This window comes from Shewanella sp., assembly GCF_041630135.1.
Classification (GTDB): Bacteria; Pseudomonadota; Gammaproteobacteria; order Enterobacterales; family Shewanellaceae; genus Shewanella.
This window is the reverse complement of sequence record NZ_JBFKLW010000015.1, coordinates 17,485-35,523: the sequence shown is the minus strand read 5'-3', so window position 1 is coordinate 35,523 and position 18,039 is coordinate 17,485. Positions and strand designations below refer to the sequence as shown.

At 53.4% G+C, this 18,039-nt stretch carries 15 protein-coding genes; 2 read left to right on the top strand and 13 right to left on the bottom strand.

The window, feature by feature from the left end; genetic code table 11:
* Positions 1-39 precede the first annotated feature (39 nt).
* Together mutY and ABYK60_RS06050 are read left to right on the top strand one after the other, a co-directional pair.
* On the top strand, positions 40-1,146 hold the full coding sequence (gene mutY, locus ABYK60_RS06055) for an A/G-specific adenine glycosylase (protein WP_372871049.1): 1,107 nt from the start codon (positions 40-42) through the stop codon (positions 1,144-1,146).
* Between the two features lie 3 nt (positions 1,147-1,149).
* Complete coding sequence (locus ABYK60_RS06050; RefSeq protein ID WP_372871048.1) at positions 1,150-1,425, top strand: oxidative damage protection protein; 276 nt, start codon at positions 1,150-1,152, stop codon at positions 1,423-1,425.
* A 117-nt stretch (positions 1,426-1,542) separates the two neighbouring features.
* Here ABYK60_RS06050 and ABYK60_RS06045 read toward each other — a convergent pair whose 3' ends face one another.
* The 13 genes from ABYK60_RS06045 to dnaJ form a co-directional block, all read right to left on the bottom strand.
* Complete coding sequence (locus ABYK60_RS06045) at positions 1,543-1,683, bottom strand: hypothetical protein (RefSeq protein WP_372871047.1); 141 nt, start codon at positions 1,681-1,683, stop codon at positions 1,543-1,545.
* A 511-nt stretch (positions 1,684-2,194) separates the two neighbouring features.
* Positions 2,195-3,091 carry a polysaccharide pyruvyl transferase family protein gene (locus ABYK60_RS06040; protein WP_372871046.1) on the bottom strand — a complete coding sequence of 299 codons (897 nt, stop codon included), beginning with the start codon at positions 3,089-3,091 and terminating at the stop codon, positions 2,195-2,197.
* A 186-nt stretch (positions 3,092-3,277) separates the two neighbouring features.
* Positions 3,278-4,165, bottom strand: coding sequence for a protein translocase subunit SecF (secF, locus tag ABYK60_RS06035; RefSeq protein ID WP_372871045.1), 888 nt, complete (start codon positions 4,163-4,165; stop codon positions 3,278-3,280).
* 2 nt (positions 4,166-4,167) lie between these two features.
* Positions 4,168-6,003, bottom strand: a complete 1,836-nt coding sequence (gene secD, locus ABYK60_RS06030) for a protein translocase subunit SecD (protein ID WP_372871043.1) — start codon at positions 6,001-6,003, stop codon at positions 4,168-4,170.
* Between the two features lie 71 nt (positions 6,004-6,074).
* Positions 6,075-6,551, bottom strand: a complete 477-nt coding sequence (locus tag ABYK60_RS06025) for a hypothetical protein (protein ID WP_372871042.1) — start codon at positions 6,549-6,551, stop codon at positions 6,075-6,077.
* Between the two features lie 113 nt (positions 6,552-6,664).
* Positions 6,665-6,865, bottom strand: a complete 201-nt coding sequence (locus ABYK60_RS06020; protein WP_372871041.1) for a hypothetical protein — start codon at positions 6,863-6,865, stop codon at positions 6,665-6,667.
* 250 nt (positions 6,866-7,115) lie between these two features.
* Positions 7,116-9,065, bottom strand: coding sequence for a methyl-accepting chemotaxis protein (locus ABYK60_RS06015; protein ID WP_372871039.1), 1,950 nt, complete (start codon positions 9,063-9,065; stop codon positions 7,116-7,118).
* Positions 9,066-9,328: 263 nt separating this feature from the next.
* Complete coding sequence (gene carB, locus ABYK60_RS06010) at positions 9,329-12,559, bottom strand: carbamoyl-phosphate synthase large subunit (protein ID WP_372871038.1); 3,231 nt, start codon at positions 12,557-12,559, stop codon at positions 9,329-9,331.
* Between the two features lie 24 nt (positions 12,560-12,583).
* Complete coding sequence (gene carA, locus ABYK60_RS06005; RefSeq protein WP_372871037.1) at positions 12,584-13,732, bottom strand: glutamine-hydrolyzing carbamoyl-phosphate synthase small subunit; 1,149 nt, start codon at positions 13,730-13,732, stop codon at positions 12,584-12,586.
* 178 nt (positions 13,733-13,910) lie between these two features.
* Positions 13,911-14,723, bottom strand: coding sequence for a 4-hydroxy-tetrahydrodipicolinate reductase (dapB, locus tag ABYK60_RS06000; RefSeq protein ID WP_372871035.1), 813 nt, complete (start codon positions 14,721-14,723; stop codon positions 13,911-13,913).
* A 54-nt stretch (positions 14,724-14,777) separates the two neighbouring features.
* Entirely contained in the window at positions 14,778-15,395 is a 618-nt protein-coding gene (locus ABYK60_RS05995; RefSeq protein ID WP_372871034.1) for an FKBP-type peptidyl-prolyl cis-trans isomerase, read from the bottom strand.
* An 83-nt stretch (positions 15,396-15,478) separates the two neighbouring features.
* Positions 15,479-16,279, bottom strand: coding sequence for a M48 family metallopeptidase (locus ABYK60_RS05990; protein WP_372871033.1), 801 nt, complete (start codon positions 16,277-16,279; stop codon positions 15,479-15,481).
* Positions 16,280-16,827: 548 nt separating this feature from the next.
* Positions 16,828-17,961, bottom strand: coding sequence for a molecular chaperone DnaJ (gene dnaJ, locus ABYK60_RS05985; protein WP_372871032.1), 1,134 nt, complete (start codon positions 17,959-17,961; stop codon positions 16,828-16,830).
* Positions 17,962-18,039: the final 78 nt, after the last annotated feature.

Below are 18,039 nucleotides of genomic sequence, written 5' to 3'. Positions count from 1 at the left end.
GCCAATTCTTAGCATCACGCTCAAGTATTCACAGGGTCCATGACAGCAACTCATTCCAGCGTCGCCTTTGGCGAGCGCATCATCAACTGGTACGACAAACACGGTCGCAAGAGTCTGCCGTGGCAGCAAAATAAGACGCCATATAAAGTGTGGGTGTCGGAAATCATGCTGCAACAAACTCAGGTTACAACTGTTATCCCCTACTTCGAGCGCTTTATGACAAGCTTCCCCACGGTAAGCGACTTGGCAAGCGCCCACGAAGATGAAGTGCTGCACCACTGGACCGGCCTTGGCTACTACGCCCGCGCCCGTAACCTGCATAAGGCCGCCCAAATTATCCGCGATAACCACGGCGGCGAGTTTCCCACTGACTTTGAAGCTGTGTTAGCCCTGCCCGGCATTGGCCGCTCCACCGCAGGTGCAGTGCTGTCGTTATCATTGGGACAGCATCACCCCATCCTCGATGGCAATGTTAAAAGAGTACTGGCTCGCCACGGCGCTATCGAAGGCTGGCCAGGCGAGAAACGCGTCGATACAGCCCTGTGGCAGCTTACCGAAGCGCTGACGCCAAAAGAAGATATTCAAAAGTACAATCAGGCAATGATGGATATGGGCGCTAATGTGTGCACCCGCAGCCGCCCCAGATGCGGCGATTGCCCTGTCGCCATCGACTGCAAAGCCCAGCTTGCAGGCCGCCAGACCGAGTTCCCCGGCAAAAAGCCGAAAAAAGCCATTCCCGCCCGTGAAGGCTGGATGCTTGTTCTGCAGCAGGAAGACACAGTGAAACTTATCAAGCGACCACCCAGCGGCATTTGGGGCGGGCTTTGGTGCTTTCCGCAGTTTGACAGCGAGGTGGCGCTCAATGACTTTGTTGAAGAACAGGGGTTCGATGCCAGTGAACTCACATTTTTAGATGGCTTTCGTCACACCTTCAGCCACTTTCACCTCGACATTCAGCCGGTAAAACTGCGCCTTGGCAGCACTAAGGCTGAAGCGCTAATCATGGAAGATAACCTGAGTCTCTGGTATAACCTCCTCCAAGGCGAAAATCTTGGGCTTGCCGCCGCTACCGAGCGCATTCTGGCAAGCCTGGTAAGCGAACTTAAGCAAGAATCCGGCGGCACTGCTGCCGCCAACAAGGAGTAAAACATGGCCCGTACCATTCAGTGTGTCTATCTGGGTAAAGAAGCCGAAGGCCTGGATTTCCAGCTCTACCCCGGTGAGCTTGGCAAGCGTATCTTCGACACCATCAGCAAAGAAGCCTGGGGCGAATGGCAGAAAAAGCAAACCATGCTTATCAATGAAAAAAAATTAAATATGATGAACATGGAGCATCGCAAACTGCTCGAGGAGCAGATGGAGCTGTTCCTGTTTGAAGGTAAAGACGTTGAAATTGAAGGCTACGTGCCACCAAAAGAAAGCTAAGCCACGCCGGGCAGTTCCGCCCAATATAAACGCTAAAAAAATGCTTGAATACCAATGTGTGGGGCAAGGCTGGCACCACACATTGGGTATTTGTTTTTGCCATATTCCAACTTTTAACTAGTCAGAATACCCCTTGCGCTCCAGGGAATAGCCAACAACGCACTTTGACGTTCCCTGACCATCCTGATAACGAAAAGCTACTTTCACATTGGGGTTATCCAAAGCGCGGTGAAGTGCGGCCACTTGGCTGTCATCCAAAACCCGACTTCCGCAAGCAGTACCGCCCCAGCGATATTCTTCGTACATCCCCGGCGCGACTTTGGTAAATGCCCGCCCATGATACTGCAAATAACTGTTTGTACTCGTGGTATTCACTTCCAGCCTGACCAATGGAAAGGCTTATGCTACATCTTCCACTGCATAGGCAGCGGTAATTGGCGCAGACAATAATGCCATTGCCAAACTGATTAGTGTTACAGTTTTCATCTTGCACCTCCTTCGTATATTGCTTCCAATCAGCATTAAAGGTAGGCGAAGGCTTTATCCAGTGATGAAAAGTGCAGGTTCCACGTCACCAAACGGACAATTGGCAATCACTCATAACTCAATCGCTGGCAGTGTCATTCGCCCGGCAATCACAAGTCAGCAGGGTTACACATGGTGTGAATGCAAATCTGCCATTACTTTATGCTCCCTAACCTCCCGTACCAAGAGCGATAAAACAAAAACGGCAACTCTCAGGCTGCCGTTTTTTTGTTAAAACATTACATTAGCTATTTGAATTAACCACAAAATTTACCAAGCCGCCTGGATCTCTGCCCTCAATCGACAACTCATAAACAGCACGATTTTTAAAGTAAGAATTGGCATGAAACTCCACCCGCTTCCCGAGCAGATAGGATGCAATACCGACATGCAAACGATTGGTTTTGATATGGTCGAACATGTTTACCTGTAACAGCAGGTTTTTAGCCGCTGTAAAATTTTCCTCACGGGTCTGGGTCCCCATGGAAAACAGTTTTGATAAGTCTTTATTATTTGGCGGAATTTCACGCCCACATGCCTCAACATCCAAGCGGAAAGCATTAAGCTCTGCAGTACCACATTTCTGCCGTAAAGCATCCATGGCCCGCTTTCTGAAATACAGCCGTAAACGCTTCCTTAAACCCAGTCCACTGTCAGGCTGTGCCAGCAGCAATGCCACATTCAGTGAAAACGCCATATCATGATGCAACAAGATTTCAGGGCCATTACACTGCTTCTGCACATGGGCAAGACTCATATTCTCGCGGCAAAAAATAGTGACATTGGAGCCCAACGATTGCAGCAATGTTTCATGACCTTCGACTGTGCACGGCAACAACACCAACTGCTTAACTTCGCGGTGAATGGCTTGGATCAGCGTTGAGGAATAAGTGTAATTGGAGGTAAAAGCGCCTCCGCCACCGAGCACAACTATCCGGCCTTTCAGTGCATCCAGACTCTTTCCTGCCCGGATTGCTTTTCGTAACTTGCGGGAGCTGTGGACTTCATAATTCAGACCCGCCACATCGAACACCTGGAAGGTTGCTGCATTAATCAGGGAGTCTCCGGCATTGCCCGGATTGGGAATAAACACAAAATCATTAATATTATGTGCGGCAAAATATTCGATAACTGACTGCATGGGACGCCCGGGAAAGTTTTTTGCGAATGCTACGCTATTTACCCACCCAGTTCAAACCCGACCCGGATTGAAAAGAGGCTGCTCACAATTGTATGAGCCGCCTCTATTCCAAGACATTTATCGGCCTACTAAAATCTCACCGTACAGTTCATTGCAGAAAAGATTCAGAAACAAGATGTTAAGCCTTCAAGAGTCTTGTGCAACTGTTTTGGCCATTACATCGGGCGTAAGCCGCAGCACTTCCGGCAGAACTGTTCCAACAGAAACCGAGGAGAAAGTACCGGTGATGATGCCCACTGCCATGGCAGTTGAAAAACCCTCCAGTGAGACTCCCCCAAGCAGCCACAGGGCGCCGACCGTCATCAGCGTGGTGCCCGAAGTGATCATGGTGCGGGAAAAGGTTTGCACCACAGCGGCGTTATTGATATCAGCCAGCTTGTCATGGGGACGGGCAATCATCAGCTCGCGCATCCTGTCGGCAATAATGATGGAGTCGTTGAGCGAATAACCAAGCACCGCCAGCACAGCAGCAAGCACTGTGAGGTTAAACTCCATTCCGGTAACGGCAAACACCCCTAGCACCAATACCACATCGTGCAGCAGCGCCAGCAGGGCGCCACTGGCAAGACGCCACTCAAAGCGCAGCGACAGATAGCCGAGGATACACATCAGCGCCACCAACAGCGCAAGCCCGCCCTGTTCAAACAGCTCCTCACCCACCTGCGGCGAAACTGAGTCACTGTCGAGTGTCCTGGCATCGGCATCGATGGAGGTCAGCGCCTGATTGAACGCCGGACGGGATACCTCATCCAAGGGATCACCGGTCCTTATCAGGAAGCGGCCGGGCTCGGTGGCCACCACTGATATTTGGGGCCCCATCACAGGGGTCAACGCCTGCTCGAGGCTACGGGGCGAAGTGTCAGGGGCCATAACGACCTCGACATAGGCGCCGCCGGTAAAATCGAGCCCCAGATTAAACCCCTTGAAGCCTACCAGCAGCATTGAGACTAAAAGCAGCAACACAGAAATGCCGCTCATCAGATACCGAATCCGGCTTAATGTTTGATTTTTCATGTTTAAACCCTCACTGCCTTGCGGTCATCGCGGCCATATACCCAGTTGATAATCACCCGGGATAAGAAAATGCCGGTGATCATGGAAGTCACCAATCCCAGCCCCAGAGTCAGAGCAAAGCCCTGCACCGGACCATTACCGATGGCATACAGCACCAACGCGGTGATCATGGTGGTGAGGTTGGCATCGAGAATGGTGCCAAAGGCAGAAGAGAAGCCGCGGTCGATGGCTAGCGCCAAACTGCGTCCCTCTTTCATCTTGTCGCGAATACGCTCGAATATCAGCACATTGGTATCGACAGCCATACCGACGGTGAGCACCAAGCCGGCGATGCCCGGCAAGGTGAGCACAGCGCCGGGGATAAGGGCTATCAGCCCAAGTAGCATTGTCATATTGGCCAGCAGTGCCACATTAGCCACCCAGCCAAGGCGGCGATACCAGAGCGCCATAAACAGCAAGGTGGCTCCCAGCCCCAGAGTGAGCGCGGCAAATCCATTGTGAATGTTTTCCACTCCCAGGCTTGGGCCTATGGTGCGTTCTTTTTTTATGGTCACCGGCGCTGTCATTGAGCCTGCCCGCAGCAACATGGCCAGTTCCTGCGCTTCTTGATGACTGCCAAGCCCTGTGATTGAAAAGCGATTCCCCAGCTGACTGGTGATGGTAGCCACCGAAATTATCCGGCTGTCCTTGCGGCTGCCCTGCTCGGTGGCCTGATATTCACTGTAACTGGTGGCCATGGGCTTACCAATGTGAGTTCGGGAAAAATCCGCCATGCGGCGGCCACCTTCGGTATCCAGCGCAATATTCACTGAAGGACGTCCCATTTCATCACTGCCGGCACGGGCATCCTTAATATGCTCACCGCCAAGTACGCTTTGACGGGCAATGCCGATACGCCCTTCGCCGAAGGGCATTTGCTGAGCGCCCGGGTTGTCGCTGAGCTCAAAAAAGGCCAGGCTGGCGGTCGCACCCAGCACCCTCTTGGCGGCAACCGGATCCTGCACCCCGGGCAGCTCCACCAGAATGCGGCTGTCGCCCTGTCGCTGCACCACAGCTTCGGTGATCCCAAGCTCACCAATACGGCCACGCATAATGCGCACGTTTTCACCCATGGTTTGCTGGCGGATAAGCTGACGTTCGTTATCGGTCAGGCGCAAATGCAGCGCGCCGTCTTTGGTGCTGATATACCACTGTGGGTAGCTGCGTTGCAGCCAAACTTTAAGCTGCGACAAGCCTGCTTCATCGCCCGCAACGCGGATGGCGTCAGGCGCTTCGCCGCTGGTATCGTCTTTGTAAAGGGCAACGCCGCGGCTGCCTTGGGCACGCAGCTGTTCACGGATAGCCGACGACAAGGCATCGCCCTGGGCGGCATACACGGGCTCCAGATCCACCTGCATCAAAAACTGCACGCCGCCACGCAAATCCAGCCCAAGTTTTACCGGCGAAAGCCCGAACTGACTGAGCCACTCGGGCGCGGCAGGCACCATAGACAGGGTAATGGCTGAGGCTTCCCTGGCTGTTGGCAGCAACAGCGCCCGGGCCGGCATTTGCTGCTGCGGCTCGGCAAGCACCACCAGCACGTTATCACCGTCGCGGCTGATGTGCTTAACAGCAATATTGGCAGCGCCAAGCTGCTCACGGATGGTCTCGGGCCCAAGCCAGGCATCTTTGCCCACCACCAGTGCAGCATCTTCACCAAAGAAGCTCGGCAAGGCCGACAATGCCAGTAAAATCAGTCCAATAAGCAGGCTTAGCACCTGCCAGGGGGAATTACGGTTAAGGCTTTTACGCGCAGACGACTTTTGCCGCCCACGCAGGAGGATAGAATCGGTAATCATGATGTTCTCTCACAAAATCTGTGTCCAAGCCGCGACGAAATCGCGCGGCCCCAGACAGGCAAAAGGCCTGATTAAGCGAGAGAAAAGTCGGCTTGTTGGATAAAGCGGAATTGCAGATTGGTGTCTTTCCAGCCACCGGGGCGCAAGCTGCCACCGGTTTGCGGCCCAAGCACCCACTGTACCTGAGGCGGCTTGGGTTCTATCCGTCCCGGCTCAAGTTCGGGGGAGCTTGGCATCGCCGGTTCGAACAAGAGTTGGTATTCGGGGGCAAAATCGCGCTGCCACTGACTTTGCAGCACCTGCCATCGAAACGAGCGGGGAATATTAAGATCTTTGCCAAGTGGCGATGAAGTGTCTGCGCTGTGGTGGGCAATACCACTGACATCTGATTCAGCTGTGAAAACAGCAGCCGTAAGGGAGCCACGCTCCAAAGCTTCTTGTGGCGTCCAATCCAATGCTAATTCACCGAAAAGTGATGACGCCTGAGTTTCACCCCCAGTCAAAAACGACTGCGATGCATCCGCCCCGCTACTAAACAGCAGGCTCATAATAAAAACCAGGACGGCGAAAACGTATTTACAGGCGTTCATAAACCACTAAATGGGGGCTGAAAATTTCAATTCAAGGCCACTGAGGTACGGAAATTACAGCATCACGCAGGTTACAAAAGTCCTTGCTCAAGCGCAGTAAAAAACAAGTCTTCATCTTCAGCTACCTTGGCCTTTATGGGAGCTCGCAACTCTCTCACAGCTTCAGCTTCTGGATCCATTCCCCTGCAAAGCACCTGAAAACGCTTCAGGCTGCCGAGGGTCATGGGTTGTTCAAGCAATTGTTTGGCTTCAGACAGTTTATCGATACTCATGGTGACTCCGCTTTTCGGTGCTGCACTGGCGCTACATACTGCCGGTGAAACACAATCAATAAGGGCCGTCGCTTTTTGTGAATTACTACATTAGTTTAAGCACTGCCTGCGGCCAGGAGTCTTGTTGATAACATGCCCACAGCAAAGCGCCAAGCACAACAGCACCAGAAACAAAAAGGCCAGACCAGAGCATTTAGTCTTGGTCTGGCATCAGAGAACTCAACATGCCGGCTGGAGACTACTGTCGCCCTTATAGTTTAAATCGACCAACTATCGCTGTAAGTTTGCGGGAGATGCTGCTGATACCATCGGCAGAGCTCTGTATCTGCTCACTGCCTTCGGCATTTTTCCGTGCCAGTACGCTTATTTCCTCCACACTCAAATTAATTGAGTTAACCACAGTAGACTGCTGTTCGGCAGCAACGGCTATCTGATGGTTCATATCGCGAATGGCCATGATAGAATCCGCGATGGCGCCGAGCGCAGCTATGGCTCTATTGGCTTTTTCGGACGTTTGGGTCGCCTCAGACACATTGACCCGCATTGACTCTACCGAGCGGCGTGATTCCCCCTGAAGCCTGCCAATCAACACCTGGATCTCTTCAGTACTCTTTTGGGTGCGACTGGCAAGATTTCGAACTTCATCGGCCACTACGGCAAAGCCGCGCCCTTGCTCGCCGGCACGGGCAGCCTCAATGGCGGCATTGAGTGCCAACAGATTGGTTTGCTCAGCAATACCCCGAATCGTATCGAGGATTGAGCCTACATTTTCTGTTTCCTTCTCAAGATTCCCAATGATGCCACTCACATCGGTAATCTTGTCTACCAGCTCCATAATGCTGCGGCGGGTATCCTCCACCACGCCCATTCCTTCCTGGGCGTGATGATCCGCTTCAGAGGCCATTGCTGACGCCCGCTGGGCATTTTGGGCAATATCATCAACCGTATGGGTCATCTCCTGCATTGCCGACGCTGTTTGTGCCAGTTGATCGGCCTGAGCGCCTGAATTAACCTTACTTTTTTCAGTCACCCCAAGCATTGCACTTGAAGAATCGCCCAAGGTGCGGGACGCTTCGGTCAATTCACTTATAATGCGCCGCAGATTTTCATTCATTTCGGCCATAGCCGCGTAAATACCGGTACTGCCTTCGGCGTTGAACTGCTGCTTTAAATTTCCGGCGGCTATCCCACGGGCAACAGATGCTATCTCCCCGGGTTCCCCCCCTACAGGCCGCCTAATCGCTCGAACTACCGTTATAGCAAGTACAAATGCAATCAGTAATGCGGCAATGGACACCACAACAACGGTATTCATAGCGCTTTCACTTTGCTGCTGAGCTTGGGGTCCCAATTCATCCTGCTGCTGTTGTATAGAATCGTTGTAATCTTTAAGCAGCCCAGCGACCTTGGGGCCTATGACATTAAGCCCTTCAGAAATGCGCTTGTTACGAGCCTGAATGATGCCATACGCCTCTTTCAACGCATCACGGTATCTGACCCGCCCCTCTGCTACTCCCTGTATTTTATCGGTCACAATATCTGCAGTAGCGGTGCTCTGAAGCCCGGATACGGTGCCATCTAGCGCAGACAATTCCTGCAAAGCCCGTTGATAATCATCCTCATTGTTTGATATCAGAAACCTGGAGGCATAGAGCCGGGCGAGCATCAGTTTTTCCTGGCTTCGAGCCGCGACAAAGAGTCCTTCGGCATCGCCCTCCTGGTACATGGCAGTGATAATATCGGTAACTTTTTCACGCATGCCAAGCCCTGTGGGATCCAACACCTCATCCACCACCTTATTCCGAGCTGCGAAATCCTGGGTGACAGTTTCAAAGGTAGTAACATAGCTTTGAACAAATTCATCAGCCTGGGCCAACAATTGTTGACGGGCGGCATCGAATTCCATTTCCTTTGCCTTGGCCAAGCCACGCCTGAGCTCTGCCATATTCTTTTGAAATGACTGATAACTTTGAGTGTCGGGTGTTTTCAGATACTTAAGTACATCTATCCTGACCCGAAGCAAGGCGGCCTCAGCATCACCAGCCGCATTTGAGCTTCGGGCCAAATGACGGTACTGAGTAAAATTCTCAAAACCACTGGAAAGGCCACGATAGCCAGCTGTGGTGACAACCAACAGCAACAGGATGAGGGTACCGAACGAGTAATAAAGTTGCTGCGAGAGTCTGAGGTTAGAAAACATCAACGTATCTCCTGATTTGGAGTTTTGGACTCCGAACCTCCCTCCCTGGTTGTCGGATTGATTCATCACTGCACTACAATGGACACCCTAACGCAATTATCTTTCGCAGCTAAAATGCCCAACGCTTATCAATAATTGGACATTCACAAATAAAAATCAATCAGGTAACCCAAAACCAGCACCCAGAGATACATCAAAATAAGCAAACAAAAAGCCACCCCATTGGGTGGCTTTTTTATCTAGCGTGTTGGCTTGGTGGCCAATCAGCCCTTGGCGTTTTTCACGCGCTCGTGCAGTTCCTGCACCGAAGCAACCTTGTTACGGTCGTCGGCGTTGTGAGCCACACAGTTGGCGAAGGCGGCGTTCAGGGTGGTGGTGTAGTTCACCTTGTAACGCAGTGCAGCGCGGCGCAGCTGGCGTGAATCTTCGATAGCCTGACGGCCTTCGGTGGTGTTGACGATATAGGCGTATTCACCGTTCTTGATGCGGTCAAGAATGTGTGGACGGCCTTCATGCACCTTGTTCACCAGACGCGGGTTGATACCGGCTTCACCCAGTACCACGGCGGTACCGTGGGTGGCGTCCAGCTCATAGCCCAGCTCCAGCAGCTTGGCGGCCAGGTCGGCAACCTTCTTCTTGTCGCTGTTACGCACAGACAAGAGGGCGCGGCCTGAGCGTGGAACGTCCTTGATAGAGGCCAGCTCAGACTTGGCATAGGCTTCGGCGAAGGTATCGCCCACACCCATTACCTCACCGGTAGAGCGCATTTCAGGGCCGAGCAGCGGGTCAACGCCAGGGAACTTGTTAAACGGCAGCACCACTTCTTTCACTGAGTAGAAAGGCGGGATAACTTCCTTGGTAAAGTTCTGCTCTTTCAGGCTCTGACCTGCCATCACACGGGCGGCAATCTTGGCCAGTGGCACACCGGTGGCCTTGGACACGAATGGCACAGTACGGGCAGCACGTGGGTTAACTTCAATCATGTAGATTTCGTTATCCTTCACGGCGAACTGTACGTTCATCAGGCCCACTACGCCCAACTCGAAGGCCAGCTTGGTCACCTGCTCACGCATCTCGTCCTGAATCGCCTTGGACAGGGTGTAAGGAGGCAGCGAACAGGCAGAGTCACCGGAGTGAACACCGGCTTGTTCGATGTGCTCCATGATGGCACCGATAACCACGGTTTCGCCATCACACACAGCATCGATATCCACCTCGGTGGCATCGTCCAGGAAGCGGTCCAGCAGTACTGGCGAGGCGTTGGATACGCTCACCGCTTCGTTAAAGTAGCGGCGCAGATCCTGCTCGTCATACACGATTTCCATCGCACGGCCACCCAGTACGTAGGATGGGCGAACCACCAGTGGGTAACCAATACGCTCGGCGGCAATCACGGCACCTTCAACTGTGGTCACGGTATCGTTTTCAGGCTGCTTCATATTCAGGCGCTTGATGGCCTGCTGGAAACGCTCACGGTCTTCGGCACGGTCGATGGCATCAGGGCTGGTACCGATAATTGGTACACCGGCAGCTTCGAGGGCACGGGCCAGTTTCAGTGGCGTCTGGCCACCGTAGTGCACGATAACGCCTTTTGGCTGCTCGATACGCACGATTTCCAGCACGTCTTCCAGAGTCACTGGCTCAAAGTACAGACGGTCTGAGGTGTCGTAGTCGGTAGAAACGGTTTCAGGGTTACAGTTAACCATGATGGTTTCATAACCGTCTTCACGCAGCGCCAGCGCGGCGTGTACACAGCAGTAGTCGAACTCGATGCCCTGACCGATACGGTTTGGACCACCGCCCAGTACCATGATCTTGTCTTTGTCGGACGGATTGGCTTCGCACTCTTCCTCGTAGGTGGAGTACATGTAAGCGGTGTCGGTGGCAAATTCGGCCGCACAGGTATCCACGCGCTTGTATACCGGGAACACGTTAAAGCGCTCACGCAGCTTGCGGATTTCGCCTTCGCTGATGCCAAGCAGTGCACTCATACGCGCATCGGAGAAGCCCTTACGCTTGAGTTTACGCAGGAAGTCGGCATCGATACCGGTAACACCCAGCTCTTTCACCTTGGCTTCCAGCTGGATGATTTCTTCAATCTGCACCAGGAACCAACGGTCGATGTTGGTCAGGGCGAAGATATCGTCCACAGACAGACCGGCGCGGAAGGCATCGCCAATGTACCAAATGCGGTCAGCGCCCGGCTCTTTGAGCTCATGGCGAATTTTCTGCATGGCATCGGCATCGCTCAGGTCGACGATAGGGTCGAAACCGTTGCGGCTTACTTCAAGACCACGCAGAGCCTTCTGTACTGACTCCTGGAAAGTACGGCCGATGGCCATCACTTCACCCACAGATTTCATCTGAGTGGTCAGACGGTCGTTGGAACCGGCGAATTTCTCGAAGTTAAAGCGTGGCACCTTGGTAACCACGTAGTCGATGGACGGCTCGAAGGACGCAGGGGTGCGGCCGCCGGTAATGTCGTTCATCAGCTCATCGAGGGTAAAGCCCACGGCCAGCTTGGCAGCCACTTTGGCAATCGGGAAACCGGTTGCTTTAGAGGCCAGCGCAGATGAGCGCGACACACGGGGGTTCATCTCGATAACAACCATACGGCCGGTAGTAGGGCTGACACCAAACTGTACGTTGGAGCCACCGGTTTCCACACCGATTTCACGCAGTACCGCCATGGAGGCGTTACGCATGATTTGGTATTCCTTATCGGTGAGGGTCTGAGCGGGTGCCACAGTGATGGAGTCACCTGTGTGCACGCCCATGGCGTCGAAGTTTTCGATGGCGCAGACGATGATGCAGTTGTCGTTGCGGTCACGCACCACTTCCATCTCGTACTCTTTCCAACCGATCAGCGACTCGTCAATCAGCAGTTCATTGGTAGGAGACAGTTCGAGACCCTGAGAACAGATTTCTTCGAACTCTTCCTTGTTATAGGCGATACCGCCGCCCGAGCCACCCATGGTGAAGGATGGACGGATAATACAAGGGAAGCCAACCTGGTCGAGAACGCCGTAGGCTTCTTCCATGCTGTGGGCGATACCGGCGCGTGGACACTCGAGGCCAATCTTCTTCATGGCCTTGTCGAAACGGGCGCGGTCTTCAGCCTTGTCGATGGCGTCGGCGGTGGCGCCAATCATCTCAACGTTGAATTCCTTAAGAACGCCTTTGGCTTCCAGCTCCAGCGCACAGTTCAGTGCAGTCTGGCCACCCATGGTAGGCAGAATGGCGTCCGGACGCTCTTTGGCGATGATGTTGCGTACCACTTCCCAGTGGATGGGCTCGATGTAAGTGGCATCGGCCATCTCCGGGTCGGTCATGATGGTGGCTGGGTTGGAGTTCACCAGGATGACACGGTAGCCTTCCTCACGCAGGGCTTTACAGGCCTGGGCGCCGGAGTAGTCGAATTCACAGGCCTGGCCGATAACAATCGGGCCAGCACCCAGGATAAGAATACTTTTTATGTCTGTACGTTTTGGCATTGCTTCAATCTTCTCCAGCTCGGCTTACTTGGCGTTCTTGCGATACTCTTCAATCAGTTCGATGAAATGGTCGAACAGCGGGGCGCAATCGTGTGGACCCGGGCTGGCTTCAGGGTGACCCTGGAAGCTGAAGGCCGGCTTGTCGGTGCGGTGAATGCCCTGCAGCGAACCATCGAACAGCGACTTGTGGGTCACCTTGAGGTTGGCTGGCAGTGTTGCCTCATCCACGGCAAAACCGTGGTTCTGGCTGGTGATCATCACAGTGCCCTTTTCCACATCACCCACTGGGTGGTTGGCACCATGGTGACCGAATTTCATCTTCAGGGTCTGGGCGCCGCTGGCCAGGCCAAGCAACTGGTGACCCAAACAGATCCCGAATACCGGGATATCGGTCTTGAGGATGTCCTGAATTGCTGCAATGGCGTAATCACATGGCTCTGGATCGCCTGGGCCGTTTGACAGGAACACACCGTCCGGATTCATCGCCAGCACTTCGCTGGCTGAAGTCTTGGCAGGTACCACGGTTACGTCACAGCCACGGTCAACCAGCATACGCAGGATGTTGGTCTTCACGCCGTAATCGTATGCCACAACCTTGTATTTAAGCTCGCTTTCCGGCGTGTCTGAAGGCAGACCACCTTCCAGACGCCAGCTCCCCTGACGCCACTGATAGCGCTCGGCTGTCGTTACTTCCTTGGCCAGATCCATGCCTTTGAGGCCTGGGAAGGCTTTGGCCGCCGCCAGTGCCTTATCGCTGTCCCGTTCATCACCCACCAGGATACAACCGGCCTGAGCACCTTTTTCACGCAGAATACGGGTCAGCTTGCGGGTATCGATATCGGCAATACCAACGACGTTGTTGGCTTTGAGATAATCACTGAGGGATTGGGTAGAACGGAAGTTACTGGCGATAAGAGGAAGATCGCGAATGATGAGACCACAGGCATGAACCCCATTGGATTCTGTGTCTTCATCGTTGGTTCCGGTATTTCCGATGTGAGGGTAAGTCAGGGTAACTATCTGTCGAGAATAAGAAGGATCCGTCAATATCTCTTGATAGCCTGTCATTGAAGTGTTAAAAACAACCTCTCCGACAGCAATTCCATCTGCACCTATTGCAGTGCCTGAGAACAGGGTTCCATCTTCGAGTACGAGTAAGGCAGACTTTGTCAACGCGACCTCCGAAAGAGCCAAGTTATTGTTATTTGAAGAATAATTAAGATTAAATTACCAAGTTTCCGCGAAAAGACGAAATTTTGACAAATTCCAAGGATTATATCTGGAAAGCTCAGCCTCGTCTATAAAGTGCGGTCACAGATCACAAAAAAACCGCCGATAGGCGGTTTTTTAATCAATTCAGACCCAATACCTGCTGCATGTCGTAGAGACCCGACTTCTGATCGGCCAACCACTTGGCAGCGCGCATGGCACCATTGGCAAAGGTCATACGACTGGATGCTTTATGAGTAATTTCCAGACGCTCGCCGATATCGGCAAACATGGCGGTGTGCTCACCTACCAGATCGCCGGCGCGCACTGTGGCAAAGCCGATGGTCTGACGATCGCGCTCACCTGTGATGCCCTCACGGCCGTACACGGCCACTTTTTCCAGGTCACGCCCCAATGTTTGAGCAATCACTTCGCCCATCTTGAGTGCGGTGCCGGAAGGCGCATCTTTCTTGTGCCTGTGGTGACCTTCGATGATTTCGATATCTGTGTACTCACCCATTACCCTGGCGGCCACTTCCAACAGCTTCCACATCAGGTTAACGCCAACAGACATATTGGGGGCCATCACCACCGGGGTTTCTTCCGCCAGCGCGACTATTTGTTCTTTCTGGGCATGGTTAAAGCCGGTAGTACCAATCACAATGGCCTTGCCGTGCTTAACACACCAGTCAAGGTTTTGCAGCGTCGACTCCGGTGAGGTGAAGTCGATAAGGACGTCAAACTGCTCGGTTACCGCATCCAGGCTATCTACCAGGCTTACGCCCAGTTTACCCAGACCGGCCATTTCACCGGCATCAACACCAATCAAGGTTGAACCCGGACGCTCAACGGCAGCGCCGAGCACTATGCCTTCGTGGTTACCCGCAGCTTCCAGCAGTGCCCGCCCCATACGGCCACTGGCACCAATGACTGCGACCCTTACATGTGCTGTCATTTCTTGCTCCCTGAATCATAAAAAAACGCCCGAGCATTGCTCAGGCGTTTAACATCAAACAATATCCAGAAGCTCAACTTCAAATACGAGAGTTGAGTATGGCGGGATGGATGAACCCGCACCACGCTCGCCATAGGCCAGGTGGAATGGCACGTACAGCTTGTACTTGGCGCCAACGTTCATCAGTTGCAGTGCTTCAGTCCAACCGGCGATAACGCCAGAAACCGGGAACTCAGCTGGCTGACCACGGACAACTGAACTGTCGAACACTTTACCGTCGATGAATGAACCGTGGTAATGAGTGCGCACAGTGGACTCGTAGGTAGGCTTGTCGCCATTGCCTTCGCTCAGCACTTCGTATTGCAGACCGGATTCAGTCACGAATACACCGTCACGCTTGGCGTTTTCAGCCAGGAAACTTTCACCTTCAGCAATTGAAGCCTCTGCGGCTTGCTCCTGAGCCTGTTGCAGGCGGCGGCTGATTTCGGTAAAGGCAATCTGCAGATCCTGCATAGAAACGGCGCTTTCTTTACCGTCAAATGCGTCGGCCAAACCGGCCTGAACGGCAGGGATGTCCAGACCTTCAAAGGAATTGGCGGCCAGTTGCTCGCCCAGCTGACGGCCTACGCCGTAGCTAGCCTGCAGTTCAACAGTGCTGAATTTATCAGACATAATTCGGGTTCTCTCGAATGTACATGAAAATAACGGCAGGCATTCTATCACAAAATAGGCAGCCGCGGCGAAAAAGCTCTGCCTTATTTAGTAATTTGACAGTTCTTCACCCCGGCCGCTTTTGCCGCCTCATACAAGGGCAATACTTTTTGCTCAAGCTTGCTGAGTTCACTGATACGTGTACTGTGGGATGGGTGAGTCGACAGCAATTCCGGCCCCTGCTCGCCGCCCACTTTGGCCATATTTTGCCACAGCTTGGTCCCGGCTCTGGGGTCAAAACCGGCGCGGGCCATCAGTTCAAGCCCCATCACATCAGCTTCGGTTTCCTGTTCTCTGCCAAAGGGCAGAATGTAACCTACCTGAGCACCAAGCCCCAGTGCTGCCATATAGAGGTCTCGATTGGCCACGCCGCCAGCACCCAATGCCACATTGGCCAGCTGTAAGCCAGTGCCTGTCAGTTGGGCACGGGACACCTGCTCATTGCTGTGCTGTGCCAGCACATGGGCCACCTCATGGCCAAGCACTACCGCCAGTTGGTCTTGATTTTCAGCCACTTTCAAAAGGCCTGTGTATACACCAATATGGCCACCTGGCAGCGCAAAGGCGTTTACCTGGGGTGAATCAAACACCACGACTTCCCAATGCTCATTGTTATTTGGCAGCGCCGCTGTGACCCGATTTGCCACACAGGCTACATAAGCATTGATTTTACTGTCTTTACTTATCTTTTGTTGCTTCTTCATTTCTTCAAACGAGGAAGCTCCCAACTGGTTCATTTCAGCAGTCGAGAACAGCAGGGTTTGCCCCCGACCTGTGGGCGATTGGTGAGTGGCGCAGCCGCCAAGAAGTGCCAGCAGTGCCAGCGAACAGAAGAGGTTTTTCATTGAATTAGTCCTTTAATGCCCATCAACTAGGGCTCCACCGACCACATTCTATCCCGAGTCATGCCTCAGGCCAACACGTCAGTCCACGCCCTGGTCATACCAAAACGGCGGCAGGGTTGCTCTGTGTCCCCGGTATATTTCTCGAACGGACGCCAAAGTGAACCGGATGTGGCACCCTTGGCGAGGGATTAAAAATGAACGTATTTATCCCGAATCTATAAAGCTGAATATTCCCAGACTCACCTGAGCCATGCCGGGAAAAGCCAACGTGCACAGCAGATTCTGGCCAAAGGACTACTGCCTTGCGGCTAATTGTTGGAAAGCGGGCTCAGTCTGGCATATATCCACAACAGTGTTAGGCTGCTGATACACAAGATGACAGGACTCCCGGTAATAGCGGAGTTGCGACAGTATTTACAACCTTGCCTCGACAGGCCGGCGCTAGCGACCATGGTCGAACAAGGCAATCTGACCTATGCGCCATAGCACCACAAACCCAAAAAAAAGCCCGGCATATTGCCGGGCTTTTTATCGTTTGTGGTTCTGGATCAACTGTTCAGATCCTGAAAGAACTTCTTCACACCATCGAAAAAGCCTTCAGCCTTGGGGCTGTGCTTTTTCGACTCACCGGTGAGGCTGGCCTCAAACTCGCGCAGCAGTTCTTTTTGACGCTCAGACAGGTTAACCGGCGTCTCCATGACTACCTTACATAACAGGTCACCCACTGCATGGCTGCGAACCGACTTCACGCCCTTGCCACGCAGACGGAACATGCGCCCGGTCTGGGTTTCGGTCGGAATTTTCAGGCTCACCTTGCCATCCAGGGTCGGCACTTCGATTTCACCGCCAAGGGCTGCCTTGGCAAAGGAAATTGGCACCTCACAGTAAAGATTGTTACCGTCGCGCACGAAGATGGGATGCTCGCGCACCGTCACCTGTACGTACAAGTCGCCCGGCGGTGCACCGAATTCGCCGGCCTCACCTTCACCGGCCAGACGGATACGGTCACCGGTATCGACGCCAGCGGGAATTTTCACCGACAGTGTCTTGGTCTTCTCAACACGGCCATTGCCATGACACTTGTTACAAGGATCCTTGATTATCTTGCCGCGGCCATGACAGGTAGGACAGGTCTGCTGCACGGCAAAGAAGCCCTGGCGCATCTGCACCTGGCCCATGCCATGACAGGTACCACAGGTAGTGGCAGACGAACCTTTCTTGGCACCAGAGCCATCACAGCTGTCACAGCCAACCAGTGTAGGCACTTTCAGCTCTTTGGTCAGGCCGCGTACCGCTTCTTCCAGCGACAGCTCCAGGTTGTAGCGCAGATCGGAACCGCGCGCCGCCTGACGCTGACCACCACCACGGCGACCACCACCGAAGATATCGCCGAATACATCGCCGAAGATATCACCGAAATCACCACCGCCACCGAAACCACCGCCACCGCGGTTAGGGTCGACACCGGCATGACCAAACTGATCGTAAGCGGCCTTTTTGTCAGCATCGGTCAGGATTTCATAGGCTTCCTTAACCTCTTTAAAGCTGGCTTCGGCCTCTTTGTCGCCGGGGTTACGGTCGGGGTGAAACTTCATCGCCAGGCGCTTGTAGGCCTTCTTGATGTCCCGCTCGCTGGCGTCACGGCCTACGCCGAGTACCTCGTAATAATCTCGCTTTGACATATGCTCACGCTTTCATTGCTTGGCTTGGACAAACGGGCGTGAGGGTTGCCCCTAACGCCCGCTACCGAGGTAATAAGC